At 71.4% G+C, this 15,904-nt stretch carries 15 protein-coding genes; 11 read left to right on the top strand and 4 right to left on the bottom strand.

The features are described from left to right. Window positions 1-6: 6 nt before the first annotated feature. From H537_RS0106320 to H537_RS0106310, 3 genes are read left to right on the top strand one after another with little or no spacing between them, the layout of a single operon-like run. Complete coding sequence (locus H537_RS0106320) at window positions 7-537, top strand: flavin reductase (RefSeq protein ID WP_051242037.1); 531 nt, start codon at window positions 7-9, stop codon at window positions 535-537. Window positions 538-579: 42 nt separating this feature from the next. Continuing rightward, window positions 580-1,623: a ketopantoate reductase family protein gene (locus tag H537_RS41565; RefSeq protein ID WP_043458304.1), complete on the top strand. Its 1,044-nt coding sequence runs from the start codon at window positions 580-582 to the stop codon at window positions 1,621-1,623. 7 nt (window positions 1,624-1,630) lie between these two features. Continuing rightward, window positions 1,631-2,401, top strand: a complete 771-nt coding sequence (locus H537_RS0106310; RefSeq protein ID WP_028997213.1) for a class II aldolase/adducin family protein — start codon at window positions 1,631-1,633, stop codon at window positions 2,399-2,401. Window positions 2,402-2,449: 48 nt separating this feature from the next. Here the strand turns inward: H537_RS0106310 and H537_RS41560 are convergent, their stop codons facing one another. Then, entirely contained in the window at window positions 2,450-3,397 is a 948-nt protein-coding gene (locus H537_RS41560; protein WP_051242035.1) for a LysR family transcriptional regulator, read from the bottom strand. 114 nt (window positions 3,398-3,511) lie between these two features. Here H537_RS41560 and H537_RS0106300 point away from each other — a divergent pair, with 114 nt between their 5' ends. The 3 genes from H537_RS0106300 (at window position 3,512) to H537_RS0106290 (ending at window position 7,307) form a co-directional block, all read left to right on the top strand. Next, on the top strand, window positions 3,512-4,927 hold the full coding sequence (locus H537_RS0106300) for a M20 family metallopeptidase (RefSeq protein ID WP_028997212.1): 1,416 nt from the start codon (window positions 3,512-3,514) through the stop codon (window positions 4,925-4,927). Window positions 4,928-4,973: 46 nt separating this feature from the next. Next, window positions 4,974-6,158, top strand: a complete 1,185-nt coding sequence (locus tag H537_RS0106295; protein WP_028997211.1) for an amino acid aminotransferase — start codon at window positions 4,974-4,976, stop codon at window positions 6,156-6,158. A gap of 84 nt (window positions 6,159-6,242) precedes the next feature. Continuing rightward, a complete protein-coding gene (locus H537_RS0106290) occupies window positions 6,243-7,307 on the top strand; it encodes a porin (protein ID WP_028997210.1) in 1,065 nt (354 codons plus the stop codon). A 143-nt stretch (window positions 7,308-7,450) separates the two neighbouring features. On the opposite strand, the gene H537_RS0106285 is transcribed toward H537_RS0106290, so the two are convergent. The 3 genes from H537_RS0106285 to H537_RS0106275 form a co-directional block, all read right to left on the bottom strand. Further along, window positions 7,451-8,269, bottom strand: a complete 819-nt coding sequence (locus H537_RS0106285) for a class I SAM-dependent methyltransferase (protein WP_028997209.1) — start codon at window positions 8,267-8,269, stop codon at window positions 7,451-7,453. 58 nt (window positions 8,270-8,327) lie between these two features. Next, entirely contained in the window at window positions 8,328-9,320 is a 993-nt protein-coding gene (locus tag H537_RS0106280; RefSeq protein ID WP_028997208.1) for a Bug family tripartite tricarboxylate transporter substrate binding protein, read from the bottom strand. A gap of 124 nt (window positions 9,321-9,444) precedes the next feature. Further along, window positions 9,445-10,242, bottom strand: coding sequence for a DeoR/GlpR family DNA-binding transcription regulator (locus tag H537_RS0106275; RefSeq protein ID WP_028997207.1), 798 nt, complete (start codon window positions 10,240-10,242; stop codon window positions 9,445-9,447). Between the two features lie 135 nt (window positions 10,243-10,377). Between H537_RS0106275 and glpD the strand changes: the two genes are divergently transcribed. The 5 genes from glpD to H537_RS0106250 are packed head-to-tail and all read left to right on the top strand — an operon-like array spanning window position 10,378 to window position 15,897. Then, window positions 10,378-11,994 (top strand): glycerol-3-phosphate dehydrogenase, encoded by a 1,617-nt coding sequence (gene glpD / locus H537_RS41555; protein WP_051242033.1) that lies wholly within the window; start codon window positions 10,378-10,380, stop codon window positions 11,992-11,994. Then, the gene (locus H537_RS0106265) at window positions 11,985-13,067 is read left to right on the top strand and encodes an ABC transporter ATP-binding protein (protein ID WP_028997206.1); all 1,083 of its coding nucleotides are present in this window, start codon (window positions 11,985-11,987) and stop codon (window positions 13,065-13,067) included. Before glpD ends, H537_RS0106265 begins: the two co-directional genes overlap by 10 nt. Window position 13,068: 1 nt before the next feature. Beyond that, a complete protein-coding gene (locus H537_RS0106260; RefSeq protein WP_028997205.1) occupies window positions 13,069-14,154 on the top strand; it encodes an ABC transporter ATP-binding protein in 1,086 nt (361 codons plus the stop codon). Continuing rightward, window positions 14,151-15,035 carry a carbohydrate ABC transporter permease gene (locus H537_RS0106255; protein WP_028997204.1) on the top strand — a complete coding sequence of 295 codons (885 nt, stop codon included), beginning with the start codon at window positions 14,151-14,153 and terminating at the stop codon, window positions 15,033-15,035. Before H537_RS0106260 ends, H537_RS0106255 begins: the two co-directional genes overlap by 4 nt. Beyond that, window positions 15,028-15,897 (top strand): carbohydrate ABC transporter permease, encoded by an 870-nt coding sequence (locus H537_RS0106250; RefSeq protein WP_156901464.1) that lies wholly within the window; start codon window positions 15,028-15,030, stop codon window positions 15,895-15,897. The genes H537_RS0106255 and H537_RS0106250 overlap by 8 nt, the downstream gene beginning before the upstream one ends. Window positions 15,898-15,904: the final 7 nt, after the last annotated feature.

The raw sequence follows: 15,904 nt of genomic DNA, 5'->3' as shown, positions 1-15,904 counted from the left end.
GCCGCCATGACCGACCTCCGCCTCGCGCACGCCCCGGGCGTGCCCTCCACCGCCGACTTCCGCACCGGGCTGTCGCTGCTGCCCGGCGGCGTGACCATCATCACCACCGACGGCCCGGCCGGCCGGGCCGGCTTCACGGCCTCGGCCGTGTGCAGCGTCACCGACGCGCCGCCCACCGTGCTGGTGTGCATGAACCGCTCGTCCTTCGCGCACCAGTTCTTCACCGGCAACCGCGTGCTGTGCGTCAACGTGCTGGCCGCGGCACAGCAGCCGCTGTCGGCGTTGTTTTCCAATCGCGACATGACCATGGCGCAGCGCTTCGAGCAATGCGCCTGGCAGCCGCTGGCCACCGGCGCGCCCGCCATCGAGGGCGCGCTGGTGAACCTGGACGGCGAGATCGTCGCCACGCACGACGTGGGCACGCACAGCGTGTTCATCGTCGAGCTGCGCCGCGTCCACGTGCCCGAGGACGCGGTGCAGCAGGCCGGCCTCGCGTACTTCAATCGCGGCTACCACGCACTGGCTGCGGCGGCCTGAGTGCCGCATCGCCCGGCCCCGCCTTCACCTCCCCGAACTTCCATGAGCACCCCTTCCGATTCCTGGGCCTGGCCCAATGAACCCCACATCGTCGTCGCAGGCGCGGGCGCCATCGGCTGCAGCCTGGCCACGCGGCTGGCTGCCGCCGGCCAGCGCGTGAGCCTGCTGGCGCGCGGCGCCACGCTGGCGGCCATCCAGGCGCAGGGCCTGCGGCTCGACGACCTCGACGGCGCCTGGCAGGCGCGCGTGCACGCCGCTTCCGATGCACAGGCGCTCGAAGCGGCAGATTTGCTGTTCCTGTGCTGCAAGTCGCAGGACCTGCCCGCGCTGGCCGCGCAGGTGCAGCCGCTGATCACGCCGCGCACGCTGGTCGTGCCCTGCGTCAACGGCGTGCCCTTCTGGTACTTCCATCGCAGCGGCGACCGCTTCGAGGGCGAGACGGTGCGCGCCGTGGACCCGGCAGGCCGCCTGGGCACGCTGCTGCCGCTGGAGCAGGTGCTGGGCGCCATCGTCTTCATCACGGCCGAGACGCCGGCGCCGGCCCACGCCGTCTCGCGCACGCCGCACCTGCTGATGCTGGGCGAGCCGGGCGGCGGCATCACGCCGCGGCTGCAGGCGGCATGCGCGCTGGTGGCCACGGCGGGCATCGAGGCGCGGCCGCTGGAGCGCATCCGCGACAAGCTCTGGACCAAGCTCATCGCCAACATCACCTCCAACCCGCTGTCGGTGGTGACCGGCGCCACGCTGCAGGCCATCTACACCGAGCCCGCGCTGCTGGCCACCGTGCGCCAGGTGATGCACGAGGCCATGCTGGCTTCGAGCTGCTACGGCGCGCGGCTGGAGATCGACCCGATCGAGTTCCTGCGCCTGGGCGCCGCCATGGGCCCCGTGCGCACCTCGATGCTGCAGGACCACGAGCGCGGCCGCCCGCTGGAGCTGGCCGCCATCGGCGACGCCGTGGTCGAGCTGGGCGAGCGCTATGCGCTGCCGATGGCCGCCACGCGCGCGCTGGTCGAGCAGGCCCGCCGGCGCCACGCGCGCGGCACCGCCGAAGAAAGATCCCCTTCCCTGGCCATCCCCGCCTAAAGCCACCATGGACCTCACCCCGCACCCCGACCACATCCAGCCCGCGCACATGAGCGACGCGGAATGGCAGCTGCGCGTGCAGCTGGCGCACTGCTACCACCTCGTGGACCACTTCGGCTGGACCGAGACCATCTTCAACCACATCTCGGCCCGCGTGCCCGGCAGCGACTTCTACCTGGTCAACCCCTTCGGGCTGAACTACGACGAGGTGACGCCGGCCAACCTGCTGAAGGTGGACCTGGAAGGCCGCAAGGTGGAGCCCTCGCCTTACGACGCCAACCCCGCGGGCTTCGCGCTGCACGGGGCGATCCACGGCGCGCGCGAGGACATCCACTGCGTGATCCACACCCACACCACGCCGGTGTCGGCCATCGCGCTCAAGCGCGCGGGCTTCGGCCACGACGACTTCTACGGCGCGCAGCTCTTCGGCCGCGTGGCGTACCACACCTTCGAAGGCATCACGCTGTTCGCCGACGAGAAGAGCCGCATGCTGGACAGCCTGGGCGACAAGCACGTGCTGGTGCTGCGCAACCACGGCGTGGCGGTGGGCGAGATGGACATCCCGCGCGCCTTCTTCCTGCTGTGGACGGTGCAGCGCGCAGCGGAGATCCAGTGCGCCGCCGGCGCCATGGCCGGCGACAACGTGGCGCTGCCGGCGTCCATCAGCCAGCGCTGCTCCGACCTCACGGCGCAGCTCATCCGCGAGGACGGCTTCGCCCACAAATTCTTCGACGCGATGGTGCGGCAGATGCAGGGGCGCCGCGGGCGGCGGCTGTAGCCGGCCTGGGCGCCGCGCCTCCTGTCCCGCAGCAGGGCGCGCGGCGCCTCAGCCTTCCGCTGCTTCAAGCCCCTTGTGTTCTCCCGGGCCCACCGCGGGCAGGGCCTGCTTCATGTGATCCAGGAAGCCCTGGACCGCATGCGGCAGCGCGCGCCCGGCCAGCGTCTGCAGCTCGATGTCGCGCAGCTCCATGCCGCGGTCGCGGATGGGCAGCGCCACGAGTTCCTTTTCCTGCATGAGATGCCGCACCGACACCTCTCCCGTCACGGAAATGCCGCCGCCCTGCAGCACGAAGCCCAGCAGCACGCCCTGGTGGTTGCTGGTCAGCAGGGGCTCCAGCACCAGCTGCTGCCGGCTGCACGCGATGTCGATCATCTGGCGCAGCGTGGTCTCCGGCGAGGGCAGCGCCAGCGGGTAGGCGCTCATGCGCTTGAGCGTGACCGCGCCGGCAGCGGCCAGCGGGTGGTCCGAGCGCATCAGCGCCAGCACGGGCGCGGGCTGGCGGTACTCGACGTTGATGTCGCGCTCCGGCGCCCGGCTGAAGGTCAGGCCGATGTCGGCCTCGCCGTCGCGCAGCCGCTGCGTCACGCCCGCGGGCCCGTGCACCTGCACCTCGAAGCGCACGCGCGGGTGGTCAGCCAGGAAAGACGTGACCAGCGAGGGCAGGAACTGCCACGCGAAGCCTTCCGCCGTGGCGATGCGCACACGACCCGAGCGCAGGCCCTGCAGCGCCGCGATTTCCTCCATGGTGCGCTCGGCGTCCTGCCGCGTGCGCCGCGCGTGCACGGCCAGGATCTCGCCGGCAGCAGTGGGCACCATGCCGCGGTGCTGCCGCTCGAACAGCGGCATGCCCAGCGCGTCCTCCAGCCCGGCGATCTGGCGGCTGATGGCCGAGGTGGCCACGTGCAGGCGCTGCGAGGCCTCGGCCAGCGAACCGCTGCGCACGACCTCCAGGAAATAGCGCAGTGCGGTGTCCTGCAACAGGTGGGCTTTCATGGCGCCTTTCACTGCCTTGCCAAAACGGCAACGGCAAGGTGCAAATTCTATGATTGTGAGATGGCAGCCGGGTGCCTACCCTGCAAGGCGTCGCAAAATTTCCGATGCCCAGCCATGAACCGCAGCACCGCCCTTTCCCTCGCCGCCGCCTGCTTCGACGACGGTCGGTTTCTTGATCAACTTTCTGCGCGCGTGGCCTGCCGCACCGAGAGCCAGGACCCGGCGCAGGCGCCGGCACTGCAGGCCTACCTGGACGAGGTGCTGGGCCCGCCGCTGCGCCGGCTGGGCTTCAGCAGCCGCGTCCTGGACAACCCGGTGCCGGGCGGCAGCCCCTTCCTCATCGCCTCGCGCACCGAGTCCGATGCGCCCATCACCGTGCTGAGCTACGGCCACGGCGACGTGGTGCGCGGCGGCGCGGCGCAGTGGAGCGCGGGGCGCGACCCCTGGCAGGTTCGCGTGGAGGGCGACCGCTGGTACGGCCGCGGCACCGCCGACAACAAGGGCCAGCACACCATCAACCTGATGGCGCTGGAGCAGGTCCTCGCGGCGCGCGGGGGCCGCCTGGGCTTCAACCTGACGCTGCTGATCGAGATGGGCGAGGAGATCGGCTCGCCGGGCCTGCGCGAGCTGTGTGAACAGGAGCGTGAGGCGCTGCGGGCCGACCTGTTCCTGGCCTCGGACGGCCCGCGCCTGTCGGCCGAGCGGCCCACGGTGTTCCTGGGCTCGCGCGGCGGCCTCAACTTCGACCTGCGCGTGGACCTGCGTGCCCAGGGCGCGCACTCGGGCAACTGGGGCGGGCTGCTGCGCAACCCTGGCATCCGCCTGGCCCACGCGCTGGCCTCGCTGGTGGACGCCCAGGGCCGCATCCTGGTGCCGGGCCTGCGGCCCCCGGCCGTGCCCGAGAGCGTGCGCCGGGCGCTGGCGAGCATCACGGTGGGCGGCGGCGCGAGCGAGCCGGACATCGACCCGGACTGGGGCGAGCCGGGCCTCACGCCGGCCGAGCGCGTGTTCGCCTGGAACACGCTGGAAGTGCTGGCTTTCAAGACCGGCAACCCCGAGGCGCCGGTCAACGCCATCCCGCCGCGGGCGCAGGCCCATTGCCAGATCCGCCACGTCGTCGGCAGCGACAGCGCGCGCTTTCTGCAGCACCTGCGCGCGCACCTGGACGCGCACGGCTTCGACGACGTCGAGGTGGTGCCCAACGGCCCGCGCATGGAGGCGACCCGGCTCGACCCGGAGGATCCTTGGGTGCAGTGGGCGCTGGCGTCCATCGAGCACAGCACCGGCAAGGCGCCCGCGCTGCTGCCCAACCTGGGCGGGACGCTGCCCAACGACATCTTTGCCGACGTGCTGGGCCTGCCCACGCTGTGGGTGCCGCACTCCTACCCCGCCTGCGCGCAGCACGCGCCCGACGAGCACCTGCTCGGCAGCGTGAGCCGCGAGGCGCTGCAGCTCATGGCCGGGCTGTTCTGGGACCTCGGCGACCAGGGCGCCGCCATCGCCGCGCGCCGCAACAGCGCCGGGGCCTGAGCCCGGTGGACCCACACCATCCTTTCCTGACCGCCGAGTCCGCCCCATGCTGCAACACGTTCCCGCCTTCGCCGGCGACCCGATCCTGAGCCTCAACGAGGCTTTCCAGCAGGATGCACGCCCGAACAAGATCAACCTGTCCATCGGCGTGTATGCCGACGAGTCGCTGCGGCTGCCCGCCATGGCCGCGGTGCTGGAGGCCGAGGCGCGGCTGACGGCCCGGCGCGACGCGCGGCCGTACCTCCCCATGGAAGGCGATGCCGCCTTCCGCGAGGCTGTGCGCGCGCTGGTCTTCGGCGCAGCGCATCCCGCCGTCACGCAGGGCCGCGTCGCCACGGTGCAGACCATCGGCTCCAGCGGCGCGCTGAAGCTGGGCGCCGAGTTCATCCGCCAGTGGCTGCCCGGCAGCGAGGTGTGGGTGAGCGACCCGACCTGGGACAACCACCGGGCCATCTTCGAAAGCGCCGGCTTGGCGGTGCATGCCTACCCCTACCACGACCCGGCGCGCGGCGTGGCCTTCGACGCCATGCTCGACACGCTGCGCTCGCTGCCCGCGCGCAGCGTGGTGCTGCTGCACGGCTGCTGCCACAACCCCACCGGCGAAGACCTGGATGCGGCGCAGTGGGGCGCGCTGACCGCGCTGTGCGCGCAGCGCGGGCTGATTCCCTTCGTGGACCTGGCCTACCAGGGCTTCGGCGAGGGCGTCGATGCGGATGCCGGGCCGGTGCGCGCCCTGGCCGAGGCCGGCATCACCGGCTTCGTCGCCAACTCGCTGTCCAAGAACATGGGCCTGTACGGCGAGCGCTGCGGCGCGCTCAGCGTGGTCTGCGGCGACGCCGGCCAGGCGGAGCATGTGCTGGGCCAACTCAAGCTGGCCGTGCGGCGCAGCTATTCCAGCCCGCCGCTGCACGCCGGCCGGGTGGCGGCGCAGGTGCTGGGCGCTCCGGAGCTGCGCGCGGCCTGGGCACAGGAGCTCGACGGCATGCGGCAACGCATCCTGTCCATGCGCCGCGCGCTGCACGCCGCGCTGGTGCAGCGCCGGCCGGCACAGGACTGGTCCTACCTGCTGCGCCAGCGCGGCATGTTCAGCTACACCGGGCTGTCGGCCGCCCAGGTGGACCGGCTGCGCGAGGAGCACGCCATCTACCTCGTGCGCTCCGGCCGCATCTGCCTGGCCGGGCTGAACGCCACCTGCATCGGCACGGTGGCGCAGGCCATCGCCGGCCTGTAGCCCCGGCGCGCCCGAGCGCGCGCAGCCCCCTTTTCGCTTTTCCCACCCCGGGTGCCTTCGAGCACCCATGCCCTGCCCTTGCCCATGAAAAACAAAGCCCACCTCCCGGCCGCCCTGGCCCTCGCGCTGGCCGCCTCCAGCGCCGCCCAGGCGCAGTCCACGGTCACGATCTACGGCCTCGTCGATGCCGGCGTCACCTGGACCAACCACCTGAAGTCCGCCGGCGGCGGCGACCTCTGGGCGCTGGACACCGGCTCGTCCCAGGGCAACCGCTTCGGCTTCCGCGGCAGCGAGGACCTGGGCGGCGGGGTGCGCGCCAACTTCGTGCTGGAAAACGGCTTCAGCCTCGACACCGGCGTCCTGGGCCAGGGCGGGCTGCTGTTCGGGCGCCAGGCCTCCGTGGGCCTGTCCAGCGAGCGCCTGGGCGCCCTGTCGCTGGGACGCATCTACGACCCGCTGGGCGAGGTCTTCCCCGCCTACGCCATCGCCTCCAACACGCCGGCCGGGCTGCTGGCCTGGTCGCTGCCCACCTATGCCGCGGGCGGCGCCGTGCTCAACAACCGGGTCTGGGGCGCGGGCGTGAACAACGCTGTGCGCTACGTCTCGCCGGCGTGGGGCGGCTTCAGCGTGCGTGCGCTCTACGGCTTCGGCGAAACGACGGCCTCCACCAACAACGGCAGCACGCAGGCCCTGTCGGTGACCTACGCCCAGGGCGGCTTCCAGGGCTCGCTGGCCGGCTACGTCAGCCACGATGCCAGCGCCACGCTGGGCGACATCCGGATTCTGGCCGCGGGCGCGGCCTACCAGTTCGAGCGATTGAAACTCTTCGGCATGGTGTCGCAGGTGTCCTTCGACGCCGGCACGCAACCCCGCGCCACCACGGCCGAGCTGGGTGCCACCTATCTGGTGACGCCGGCCCTGGTGCTGGGCGCCGGCCTGCAAGGCCAGCGCCGCAACAACGGCACCCACGGCGCGGAGCAGCTGACGCTGACGGCCGACTACCTGCTGTCCAAGCGCACAGACGCCTACGTGGCGCTTGCGCACGGGCGCGACCGGCAGTTCAACGCCCAGGTGGTCGCGGCGCTGGGCGGGGTGTCCAGCATCACCTCCCAGACCGGGGCGCGCGTGGGTATCCGCCACCGGTTCTGATCACCTGCCCGCGGGCCCGGAGGCCTGCAGCAACGAAGCGGGCGGCCCAGGACTGCCCGTTTTGCCTTGCGTGGACCCGAGCGACATGCGGGCATGAAAAAGCCGCCTGGCGGCGGCTGTCGAAGCGGGCGGATCGCCCGGATTCATTCCAGACGGTAGGCGCACACGACGTGCGCCTGGATCCTGCCGTCCACGGGTCCGGCGCCGAAGCGCGCCTCGAGGGCGTCAGCACAAGCCGAGGTCGCTTGCGCCAGGCCGACGCCGCCTCGCGCCTCGATCTCGGAGCGCAACGGGGTGCCTTGGCAAAGGGCCATGGCCGGCTCGCTGGCCGTGGCGGCACGGCTGCGCGCCGCCACGGTTTCGAAACGCGGGGACTCGAAACCCGCGTCGCGCAGGTGGCGTTCGATGAGCGCCGTGTCGAAGTAACCGTGCGGAATGCGCCGCATGAACTGGGGCGGGTCTTCGGGGAACACCGTGGCCAGCGCCTCGGTGACGACCCACGTGAACTCGTTCTCCTCCAGCCGGTCCCAGACGTTGAACATGAACATGCCGCCGGGGCGCAGCACGCGCCTGGCCTCGGAGAAGGCCCGCACCTTGTCGGGAAAGAACATCGCGCCGAACTGGCAGACGACGGCATCGAAGCTCGCATCGTCGAAAGGCAGGCTCTGCGCGTCGGCCGGCTGCCATCGCACCGGAACAGCCGCTCCGACGGCCCGGGCGCGCTCGAGCATCGGCGGGTTCAGGTCCGTGGCCACCAGTTCCGCAGTGGGCAGCGCCTGGGCCAGGGCCCGGGTGACGACGCCCGTGCCGGCGGCGGTCTCCAGCACCCGGGCCGGCCGCAGCATCGCGACGCGGCGGGCGAGATCGGCCGCGTAGCCCTGGAAGATCAGCGGTACGACGCAGCGGTCGTAGAGGTCGGGAATCGAGCCGGCGAAAAGCCGATCGGTGCCGGAAGCGTCCATGGCGCCCCTCCTGCGAAGCCAGGCGGGAGGGTACCGCGCTCAACCAGGGAAAGCCCCATCAGTCCATGGTGATGTTCACGCGCTTGCCCACGGCAGCGTAGATCGACGTTTCCGCCTGCACCTTGCTGGCGAAGGCGCCGGCGTCGCCGAAGGCGGGTTCCACGCCCACGGCCAGCAGCTTCTCCTTCACCTCGGGCAGCGCCATCACGGCCGCGAGCTCGCGCGAGACCGCCTGCAGCACCGGCTGCGGCGTGCCGCCCGGCGCGGCCACGCCGTACCAGGCCTCGAAGGTGGCCTTGGGCAGCTTCAGCTCCGCCAGCGTGGGCACCTCGGGCAGCGAACTGGCACGGACGGAGTCCACCACCGCCAGCGCGCGCAGCTTACCCGAGCGGATGTGCGGCGCGGCCGAGGCGATGGTGTCGAAGGCCACGCTGACCTCGCCGCCCACCACCGCCATCGCCGCCGCGGCGCTGCCCTTGTAGGGCACGGGCATCATCTTCACGCCGGCCTCGTACGAGAAGATCTCGCCGGCCAGGTGGGGCGCCGAGCCCGGGCCGAAGGTGGGATAGGTCAGGTCGCCCGGCTTGTTCTTGGCCAGCGCGATGAGCTCGCCCAGGCTCTTCACCGGCGTGGCCGGCCCGGCCACCAGCACCAGCGGCGCGCGCGCCACGATGGCCACCAGCGCCAGGTCCTTCTTCGGGTCATAGGGCAGCTGGGCCTTGAGCGCCGGCACCACGCTGTAGGTGCTGGAGCCCGACAGCAGCAGGGTGTGGCCGTCGGCCGGGGCCTTGGCCACCGCCGCGGCGCCGATCACCGTGCTGGCGCCGGGCCGGTTGTCGATGATCACCGTCTGCCCCAGCCGCGCCTGCAGCCGCTCGCCTAGCGCACGCGCCACCACGTCGGTGGCCCCGCCGGGCGGGAAAGGCACGACCAGCTTGATCGGCTTGGAGGGCCAGGCTTGCGCAAAGGCCGGCGCAGCGTAAAGCGCCGTGGCCAGCAGCGGCGACACGATGAGAAGGCGACGAAGTCGGCTACCGCTTGGGGAATGCATGGGCAGGCGTCGATGGTGGTGTGGAGATGCAGTCCATCGTAGAGAGCCCGGCCCTGCTTGAAAAACACCGAATATCGAAGGCTGGATTGCCGATACGGCAAGGTGCCGCACGGGCGAACGAAGCTCACGGCATGGCCGCTTCCAGGGCGGCGGCCACCACCAGTTGTACCCCGGCCTCGGCCAGCAGCGCAGGAAAGGGCTGCGGGGGCGTGCGGTCGGTGTAGAGGCGGTCGAGCTGCGACAGGCGGGCCAGCTCGACCATGGCGGGACGGCCGAACTTGCTGTGGTCCGCCACCATCCAGACCTCGCGCGACTGCTCCAGGATCGCGCGCGCGACCTTGACCTCGCGGTAGTCGTAGTCGCGAAGCGTGCCGTCGGGCTCGATGCCGGAGATGCCGACCAGGCCGATGTCCACGCGGAACTGGCGCATGAAGTCCACCGCCGCCTCGCCCACGATGCCGCGATCGCTGCCGCGCACCTGCCCGCCCACGATGATGAGCTCGCAGCCCGGGCTGTCGGCCAGGATCGCGGCGACGTTGAGGTTGTTCGTGATCACGCGCAGGCTCCGGTGCGCCCGCAACTCCCGCGCCACGGCCTCGGTGGTGGTCCCGATGTTGATGATGAGTGAACTGCCTTCGGGCACCGCGCTCGCCACGGCCCGCGCGATGCGCTGCTTGGCCTGCTCGTTGAGCCGCTGCCGCTGGCGGTAGGCGATGTTCTCGGTGGTGGAGCCCGGCAAGCGCACGCCGCCGTGGAAGCGCGCCACCAGCCCCGCGTCGGCCAGCAGCCTCACGTCGCGCCGCACTGTCTGCAGCGTCACGCCGAACTGCTCGGCCAGCGCCTCGACGCTGGCGCTGCCGCGTCCCTGCACCTCCTGCAGCAAGGCGGCCTGGCGTGGATTGGGGCTGAACGGGCTCACCACGCGGTCGAGCTTAGGCCGGCATGGCCTCGGGCCGGAGGGGACAAGTCCGCTTGAAAACGAACCAAATCGGAACTAAAACGAAAACACAGGAATACAAACGAAGACAACAGAACATCGTTCACCAGGAGACAAGGCTTGAACGACGTCCGCGCCCGGCCCGAGTCGGCTGCGTTGCCTGACCACGCCACTTGCGACGTGCTGGTGGTGGGCGGCGGCATCAACGGCGCGGGCATTGCACGCGACCTGGCGGGCCGCGGCTTGCGCGTGCTGCTGTGCGAGCAGGACGACCTGGCACAGCACACCTCGTCTGCTTCCACCAAGCTGGTGCACGGCGGGCTGCGCTACCTGGAGTACCGGGAATTCGCGCTGGTGCGCAAGGCGCTGGCCGAGCGCGAGGTGCTGCTGCGCTCGGCGCCACACATCATGTGGCCGCTGCGTTTCGTGATGCCGCACGTGCCGGCGATGCGGCCCGCCTGGCTGATCCGCGCCGGGCTTTTCCTTTACGACCACCTGGCGCGGCGCGAGCTGCTGCCCGCTTCGCAGGGGGTGGACCTGCGCCGCCATCCCGCCGGCGCCGCGCTGCAGCCGCAATACGTGCGCGGCTTCGTCTACTCGGACGGCTGGGTGGACGACGCGCGGCTGGTGTCGCTGTGCGCGGTGGACGCGGCCGCGCGAGGCGCCCGCGTGCTCACCCGCTGGCGCTGCGCCGACGCGCGGCGCGAGGCGCAAGGCTGGCAAGCCACGCTGCAGGCCGCGGACGGCACGGTGCAGCAGGTGCAGGCGCGGGCGCTGGTCAACGCCGCAGGCCCCTGGGCCGCGGCGTTCCTGGCGCAGCAGGCACACGGCACGCGCAAGGCGCTGCGACTGGTCAAGGGCAGCCACATCGTCGTGCCGCGGCTCTTCAGCCACGACCACGCCTACCTGCTCCAGAACGAGGACCGCCGCATCATCTTCGCCATTCCCTACGAGGAGGACTTCACGCTCATCGGCACCACCGACGTCGAGATTGAAGGACCGCCGGGGCCGGCGCGCATCGAACCGGCCGAAGTCCAGTACCTGTGCGCGCAGGCCAGCCGCTACCTGGCGCAACCGGTGCAGCCGGCGCAGGTCGTGTGGACCTACTCCGGGGTGCGGCCGCTGCTCGATGACGAGGCCGCCGACGCGTCGGCCGTCACCCGCGACTACCTGCTGGAGCTCGACGGCGCTGCGGCCCCGCTGCTCAACGTCTGGGGCGGCAAGATCACCACGTTCCGCAAACTCGCCCAGGAGGCCGCGGACCGGCTGGCGCCCGCGCTGGGCTGCCGCGCCGGCGCATGGACCGCGGGAGCCTTTCTGCCGGGCGGCGACCTGTCGGCGTTCATCGGCGCGCAGGCGCTCCACAGCCGGGACACGCAGGCTGACATGCGCGCCTTCGATGCGGCCTTGGCGCGGCGCTGGCCCGATCTGCCCGCGGCCGTGCGCCGGCGCTGGGCACGGCTCTACGGTGCCCGCATCGCGCTGCTGCTCGACGACGGCGCGGCCGTGCCGCAGCTCGGCGCCGAGGTGGCCGCGGGCCTGTACGAGGTGGAGCTGGAGTACCTGCATCGCCATGAATGGGCGCGGAGCGCCGAAGACGTGCTGTGGCGGCGCACCAAGCTCGGCCTGCACCACACCGCGGCCGAGCGCGAGGCGGTGCGGCAGTGGTGCGAGCGGCACTGGCGCCCGCTGCCGGCCGCATCGGACGTCGCGCGCGCGGAGGGCGCATGGAACTGAAGCTCGAAGGCGTCGCCCACCGGGTGGGGGCACAGGACTTCCTGTACCCGCTGGACCTGGCGCTGCGCCCCAGGACGCTCACGGTGCTGCTGGGCGCGACGCAGGCCGGCAAGACCACGCTGATGCGGCTCATGGCCGGGCTGGACCGCCCCACGCGGGGCCGCGTGCACGTGGACGGGCGCGACGTCACCGGCGTGCCGGTGCGCCAGCGCGACGTGGCCATGGTCTACCAGCAGTTCATCAACTACCCGTCGATGACGGTGTTCGACAACATCGCCTCGCCGCTGCGGCTGCGTGGCACGCCCCGCGAGGAGATGGCGCGCCGCGTGCAGGCGATCGCCCGGCGGCTGCACATCGAGCCCTTCCTGCAGCGCCTGCCCGAGCAGCTCTCGGGCGGCCAGCAGCAGCGCGTGGCCCTGGCGCGGGCGCTGGCCAAGCAGGCGCCCCTGATGCTGCTCGACGAGCCGCTGGTGAACCTGGACTACAAGCTGCGCGAGGGCCTGCGCGAGGAGCTGGGCGCGCTGTTCTCCACGGGAGACGCCACCGTGGTGTACGCCACCACCGAGCCCGGCGAGGCGCTATTGCTGGGCGGGTGGACGGCGGTGCTCGACGCCGGGGAGCTGCTGCAGTACGGCCCCACGGCCGAGGTGTTCCACCGGCCGGCCTCGCTGCGCGTGGCGCGCGCCTTCAGCGATCCCCCGATGAACCTGATGGCCGCGCAGGCGGCGAACCTGGGCGTGCAGCTGGCCAGCGGGCTGCAGCTGTCGGTGCCGCTGCCGCCGCAGGCCGCGGCGCGCCTGGTGGGCCAGCTCACGCTGGGCATCCGCGCCGGCGCGTTGCGGCTGCAACCGCGCGAGGGCGACGTGGCGCTGCCCGGGCGCGTGGAGCTGGCCGAGATCGCCGGTTCCTACACCTTCGTGCACGTGGACACCGCGGTGGGCGAGCTGGTGGCACAGCTCAGCGGCGTGCACGCCTTGGCGCTGGGCGAGTCGGTGGTGCTGTACCTGCAGCCGGCGCAGGCCTACCTCTTCGACGGCGACGGCACGCTGCTGCGCGCGCCGCAGGAGCCCTGACATGGCACGCATTGAGCTGGAGCTGGCGCACTCGTACCGGCCGCACCCCGAGACCGACGAGGACTGGGCGCTGCTGCCGCTGAAGCTCACGCTGCGCGATGGCGGGGCCTATGCGCTGCTGGGACCGTCGGGCTGCGGCAAGACGACGATGCTCAACATCATCTCCGGGCTGCTCGTGCCCTCGCACGGCAGCGTGCGCTTCGACGGCCACGACGTCACGCACGCCAGCCCGCAGCAGCGCAACATCGCGCAGGTGTTCCAGTTCCCTGTCATCTACGACACGATGACCGTGGCGCAGAACCTGGCGTTCCCGCTGCGCAACCGGGGCGTGCCGCCGCAGCGCATCCAGGCACGCGTGGGCCAAATCGCGGAGATGCTGGAGCTCAGCGCGCAGCTCGACCGCCGTGCTGCGGGGCTGTCGGCCGATGCCAAGCAGAAAATTTCCCTGGGCCGCGGCCTGGTGCGCGAGGACGTCTCGGCGGTGCTGTTCGACGAACCGCTCACCGTGATCGATCCTCAGCTGAAGTGGCAGCTGCGGCGCAAGCTCAAGCAGGTGCACCGCGAGCTCAAGCTCACGCTGGTCTACGTGACGCACGACCAGGTCGAGGCGCTGACCTTCGCCGAGGAGGTGGTGGTAATGACACGCGGCCGCGCGGTACAGCTCGGCACGGCCCGGGAGCTGTTCGAGCGGCCGCGCCACAGCTTCGTGGGGCACTTCATCGGCTCGCCGGGCATGAACTTCATGCCCGCACGCTGGAGCGGGGCCGAGGTCGAGGTGGGCGGGCACCGGCTGGGCCGGGTGCCCGAGGCCGCCGCACTGGCGCAGGCGGGCGAGTTCACGCTGGGCGTGCGCCCCGAGCACGTGCGCCTGGCGGAGCCCGGCGCTGCCGGCGCCCTGCCGCTGCCAGTGCGGCAGGTCCAGGACCTTGGCACCTCCTGGCTGGTGACGGCTGGGGCCGAGGCCGCCGCCGCGGTGCGCGTGCGGCTGCCGCGGGAGTTTCCCGCGCCGCGCGCCGGCGAGACGGTGTGGCTGCAGCTGCTGGGGCCGCACACCTGCTTCTACAAGGACGAGGAGCTCATCGCATGAAGCCCGTCAACCAGAGGGCGTGGCTGCTGATCCTGCCCGTGGTCGTGTGCGTCGCCTTCTCCGCGGTGCTGCCGCTGATGACGGTGGTGAACTACTCGGTGCAGGACATCATCTCGCCGGAGCGGCGCGTCTTCGTCGGCACCGAATGGTTCGCCAGCGTCATGCGCGACGAGGAGCTGCACGGCGCGCTGGTGCGCCAGCTGGGGTTTTCGCTGGCGGTGCTGCTGGTGGAGATCCCGCTGGGCATCCTGCTGGCGCTGTGCATGCCCGCCACGGGCTGGCGCGCGTCGGCCGTGCTGGTGGTGGTGGCGCTGTCGCTGCTGATCCCGTGGAACGTGGTCGGCACGATCTGGCAGATCTACGGCCGCTCCGACATCGGGCTGCTGGGCGCGGCGCTGGCGCGCCTGGGCGTGGACTACAGCTACACCGGCAGCGCCACCGACGCGTGGCTCACCGTGCTGGTGATGGACGTGTGGCACTGGACGCCGCTGGTGGCGCTGCTGTGCTTCGCCGGCTTGCGCTCCATTCCCGAGGCCTACTACCAGGCCGCGCGGATCGACGGCGCCAGCCGCCTGGCCGTGTTCCGCTACATCCAGCTGCCCAAGCTGCGCGGCGTGCTCATGATCGCGGTGCTGCTGCGCTTCATGGACAGCTTCATGATCTACACCGAGCCGTTCGTGCTCACCGGCGGCGGCCCGGGCAACGCCACCACGTTCCTGAGCCAGTACCTCACGCAGAAGGCCGTGGGCCAGTTCGACCTCGGACCGGCCGCGGCGTTCTCGCTGATCTACTTCCTCATCATCCTGCTGCTGTGCTTCGTCCTCTACAACTGGATGCAGCGCGTGGGCAGCGCCGAGAAGGCGGAGGGCTTCCATGGCTAGCGTCGATGCCCTGCAACCGAGCGCCAACACGCGCTCCCATGCGCGGCTGGTCAGCCGCCTGCGCGTGCGGCCGCGCACCCTGTTCCTGCTCGCCTACCTAGTGTTCGCCGTGCTGCCCATCTACTGGATGGTCAACATGAGCTTCAAGACCAACGCCGAGATCCTCTCCAGCTTCTCGGTGCTGCCGCGGGAATTCACGCTGGAGAACTACCGCACCATCTTCACCGACCCCTCGTGGTACTCGGGCTACATCAACAGCCTGATCTACGTGGCGCTCAACACCGTCATCGCGGTCACGGTGGCGCTGCCCGCGGCGTATGCCTTCAGCCGCTACAGCTTCCTGGGCGACAAGCACGTCTTCTTCTGGTTGCTGACCAACCGCATGACGCCGCCGGCGGTGTTCCTGCTGCCGTTCTTCCAGCTCTACACGACGCTGGGCCTGATGGACACGCACCTGGCGGTGGCGCTGGCGCACCTGGTGTTCAACGTGCCGCTGGCGGTGTGGATCCTGGAAGGCTTCATGAGCGGCATCCCGCGCGAGATCGACGAGACGGCGTACATCGACGGCTACTCGTTCCCGCGCTTCTTCCTGAGCATCTTCCTGCCGCTGATCAAGGCCGGCGTGGGCGTGGCCGCCTTCTTCTGCTTCATGTTCAGCTGGGTGGAGCTGCTGCTGGCGCGCACGCTCACCAGCGTCAACGCCAAGCCCATCGTCGCCACCATGACGCGCACCGTCAGCGCCTCGGGCATGGACTGGGCGGTGCTGGCCGCCGCGGGCACGCTCACCATCGTGCCCGGGGCGATCGTGATCTGGTTCGTGCGCCACTACATCGCCCGCGGCTTCGCCATGGGCCGGGTCTGAAAGCGGG

Origin of the sequence: Azohydromonas australica DSM 1124 (assembly GCF_000430725.1) — a bacterium.
In the GTDB taxonomy this organism is placed as follows: Bacteria; Pseudomonadota; Gammaproteobacteria; order Burkholderiales; family Burkholderiaceae_C; genus Azohydromonas; species Azohydromonas australica.
The sequence above is the reverse complement of the archived record's forward strand: the minus strand, read 5'-3'. Positions and strand labels throughout refer to the sequence as shown.

Coding starts and splice junctions, on each gene's coding strand:
- H537_RS0106320 (WP_051242037.1), top strand. CDS start 7: ATGACCGACCTCCGCCTCGCGCACGCCCCGGGCGTGCCCTCCACCGCC.
- H537_RS41565 (WP_043458304.1), top strand. CDS start 580: ATGAGCACCCCTTCCGATTCCTGGGCCTGGCCCAATGAACCCCACATC.
- H537_RS0106310 (WP_028997213.1), top strand. CDS start 1,631: ATGGACCTCACCCCGCACCCCGACCACATCCAGCCCGCGCACATGAGC.
- H537_RS41560 (WP_051242035.1), bottom strand. CDS start 3,397: ATGAAAGCCCACCTGTTGCAGGACACCGCACTGCGCTATTTCCTGGAG.
- H537_RS0106300 (WP_028997212.1), top strand. CDS start 3,512: ATGAACCGCAGCACCGCCCTTTCCCTCGCCGCCGCCTGCTTCGACGAC.
- H537_RS0106295 (WP_028997211.1), top strand. CDS start 4,974: ATGCTGCAACACGTTCCCGCCTTCGCCGGCGACCCGATCCTGAGCCTC.
- H537_RS0106290 (WP_028997210.1), top strand. CDS start 6,243: ATGAAAAACAAAGCCCACCTCCCGGCCGCCCTGGCCCTCGCGCTGGCC.
- H537_RS0106285 (WP_028997209.1), bottom strand. CDS start 8,269: ATGGACGCTTCCGGCACCGATCGGCTTTTCGCCGGCTCGATTCCCGAC.
- H537_RS0106280 (WP_028997208.1), bottom strand. CDS start 9,320: ATGCATTCCCCAAGCGGTAGCCGACTTCGTCGCCTTCTCATCGTGTCG.
- H537_RS0106265 (WP_028997206.1), top strand. CDS start 11,985: ATGGAACTGAAGCTCGAAGGCGTCGCCCACCGGGTGGGGGCACAGGAC.
- H537_RS0106260 (WP_028997205.1), top strand. CDS start 13,069: ATGGCACGCATTGAGCTGGAGCTGGCGCACTCGTACCGGCCGCACCCC.
- H537_RS0106255 (WP_028997204.1), top strand. CDS start 14,151: ATGAAGCCCGTCAACCAGAGGGCGTGGCTGCTGATCCTGCCCGTGGTC.
- H537_RS0106250 (WP_156901464.1), top strand. CDS start 15,028: ATGGCTAGCGTCGATGCCCTGCAACCGAGCGCCAACACGCGCTCCCAT.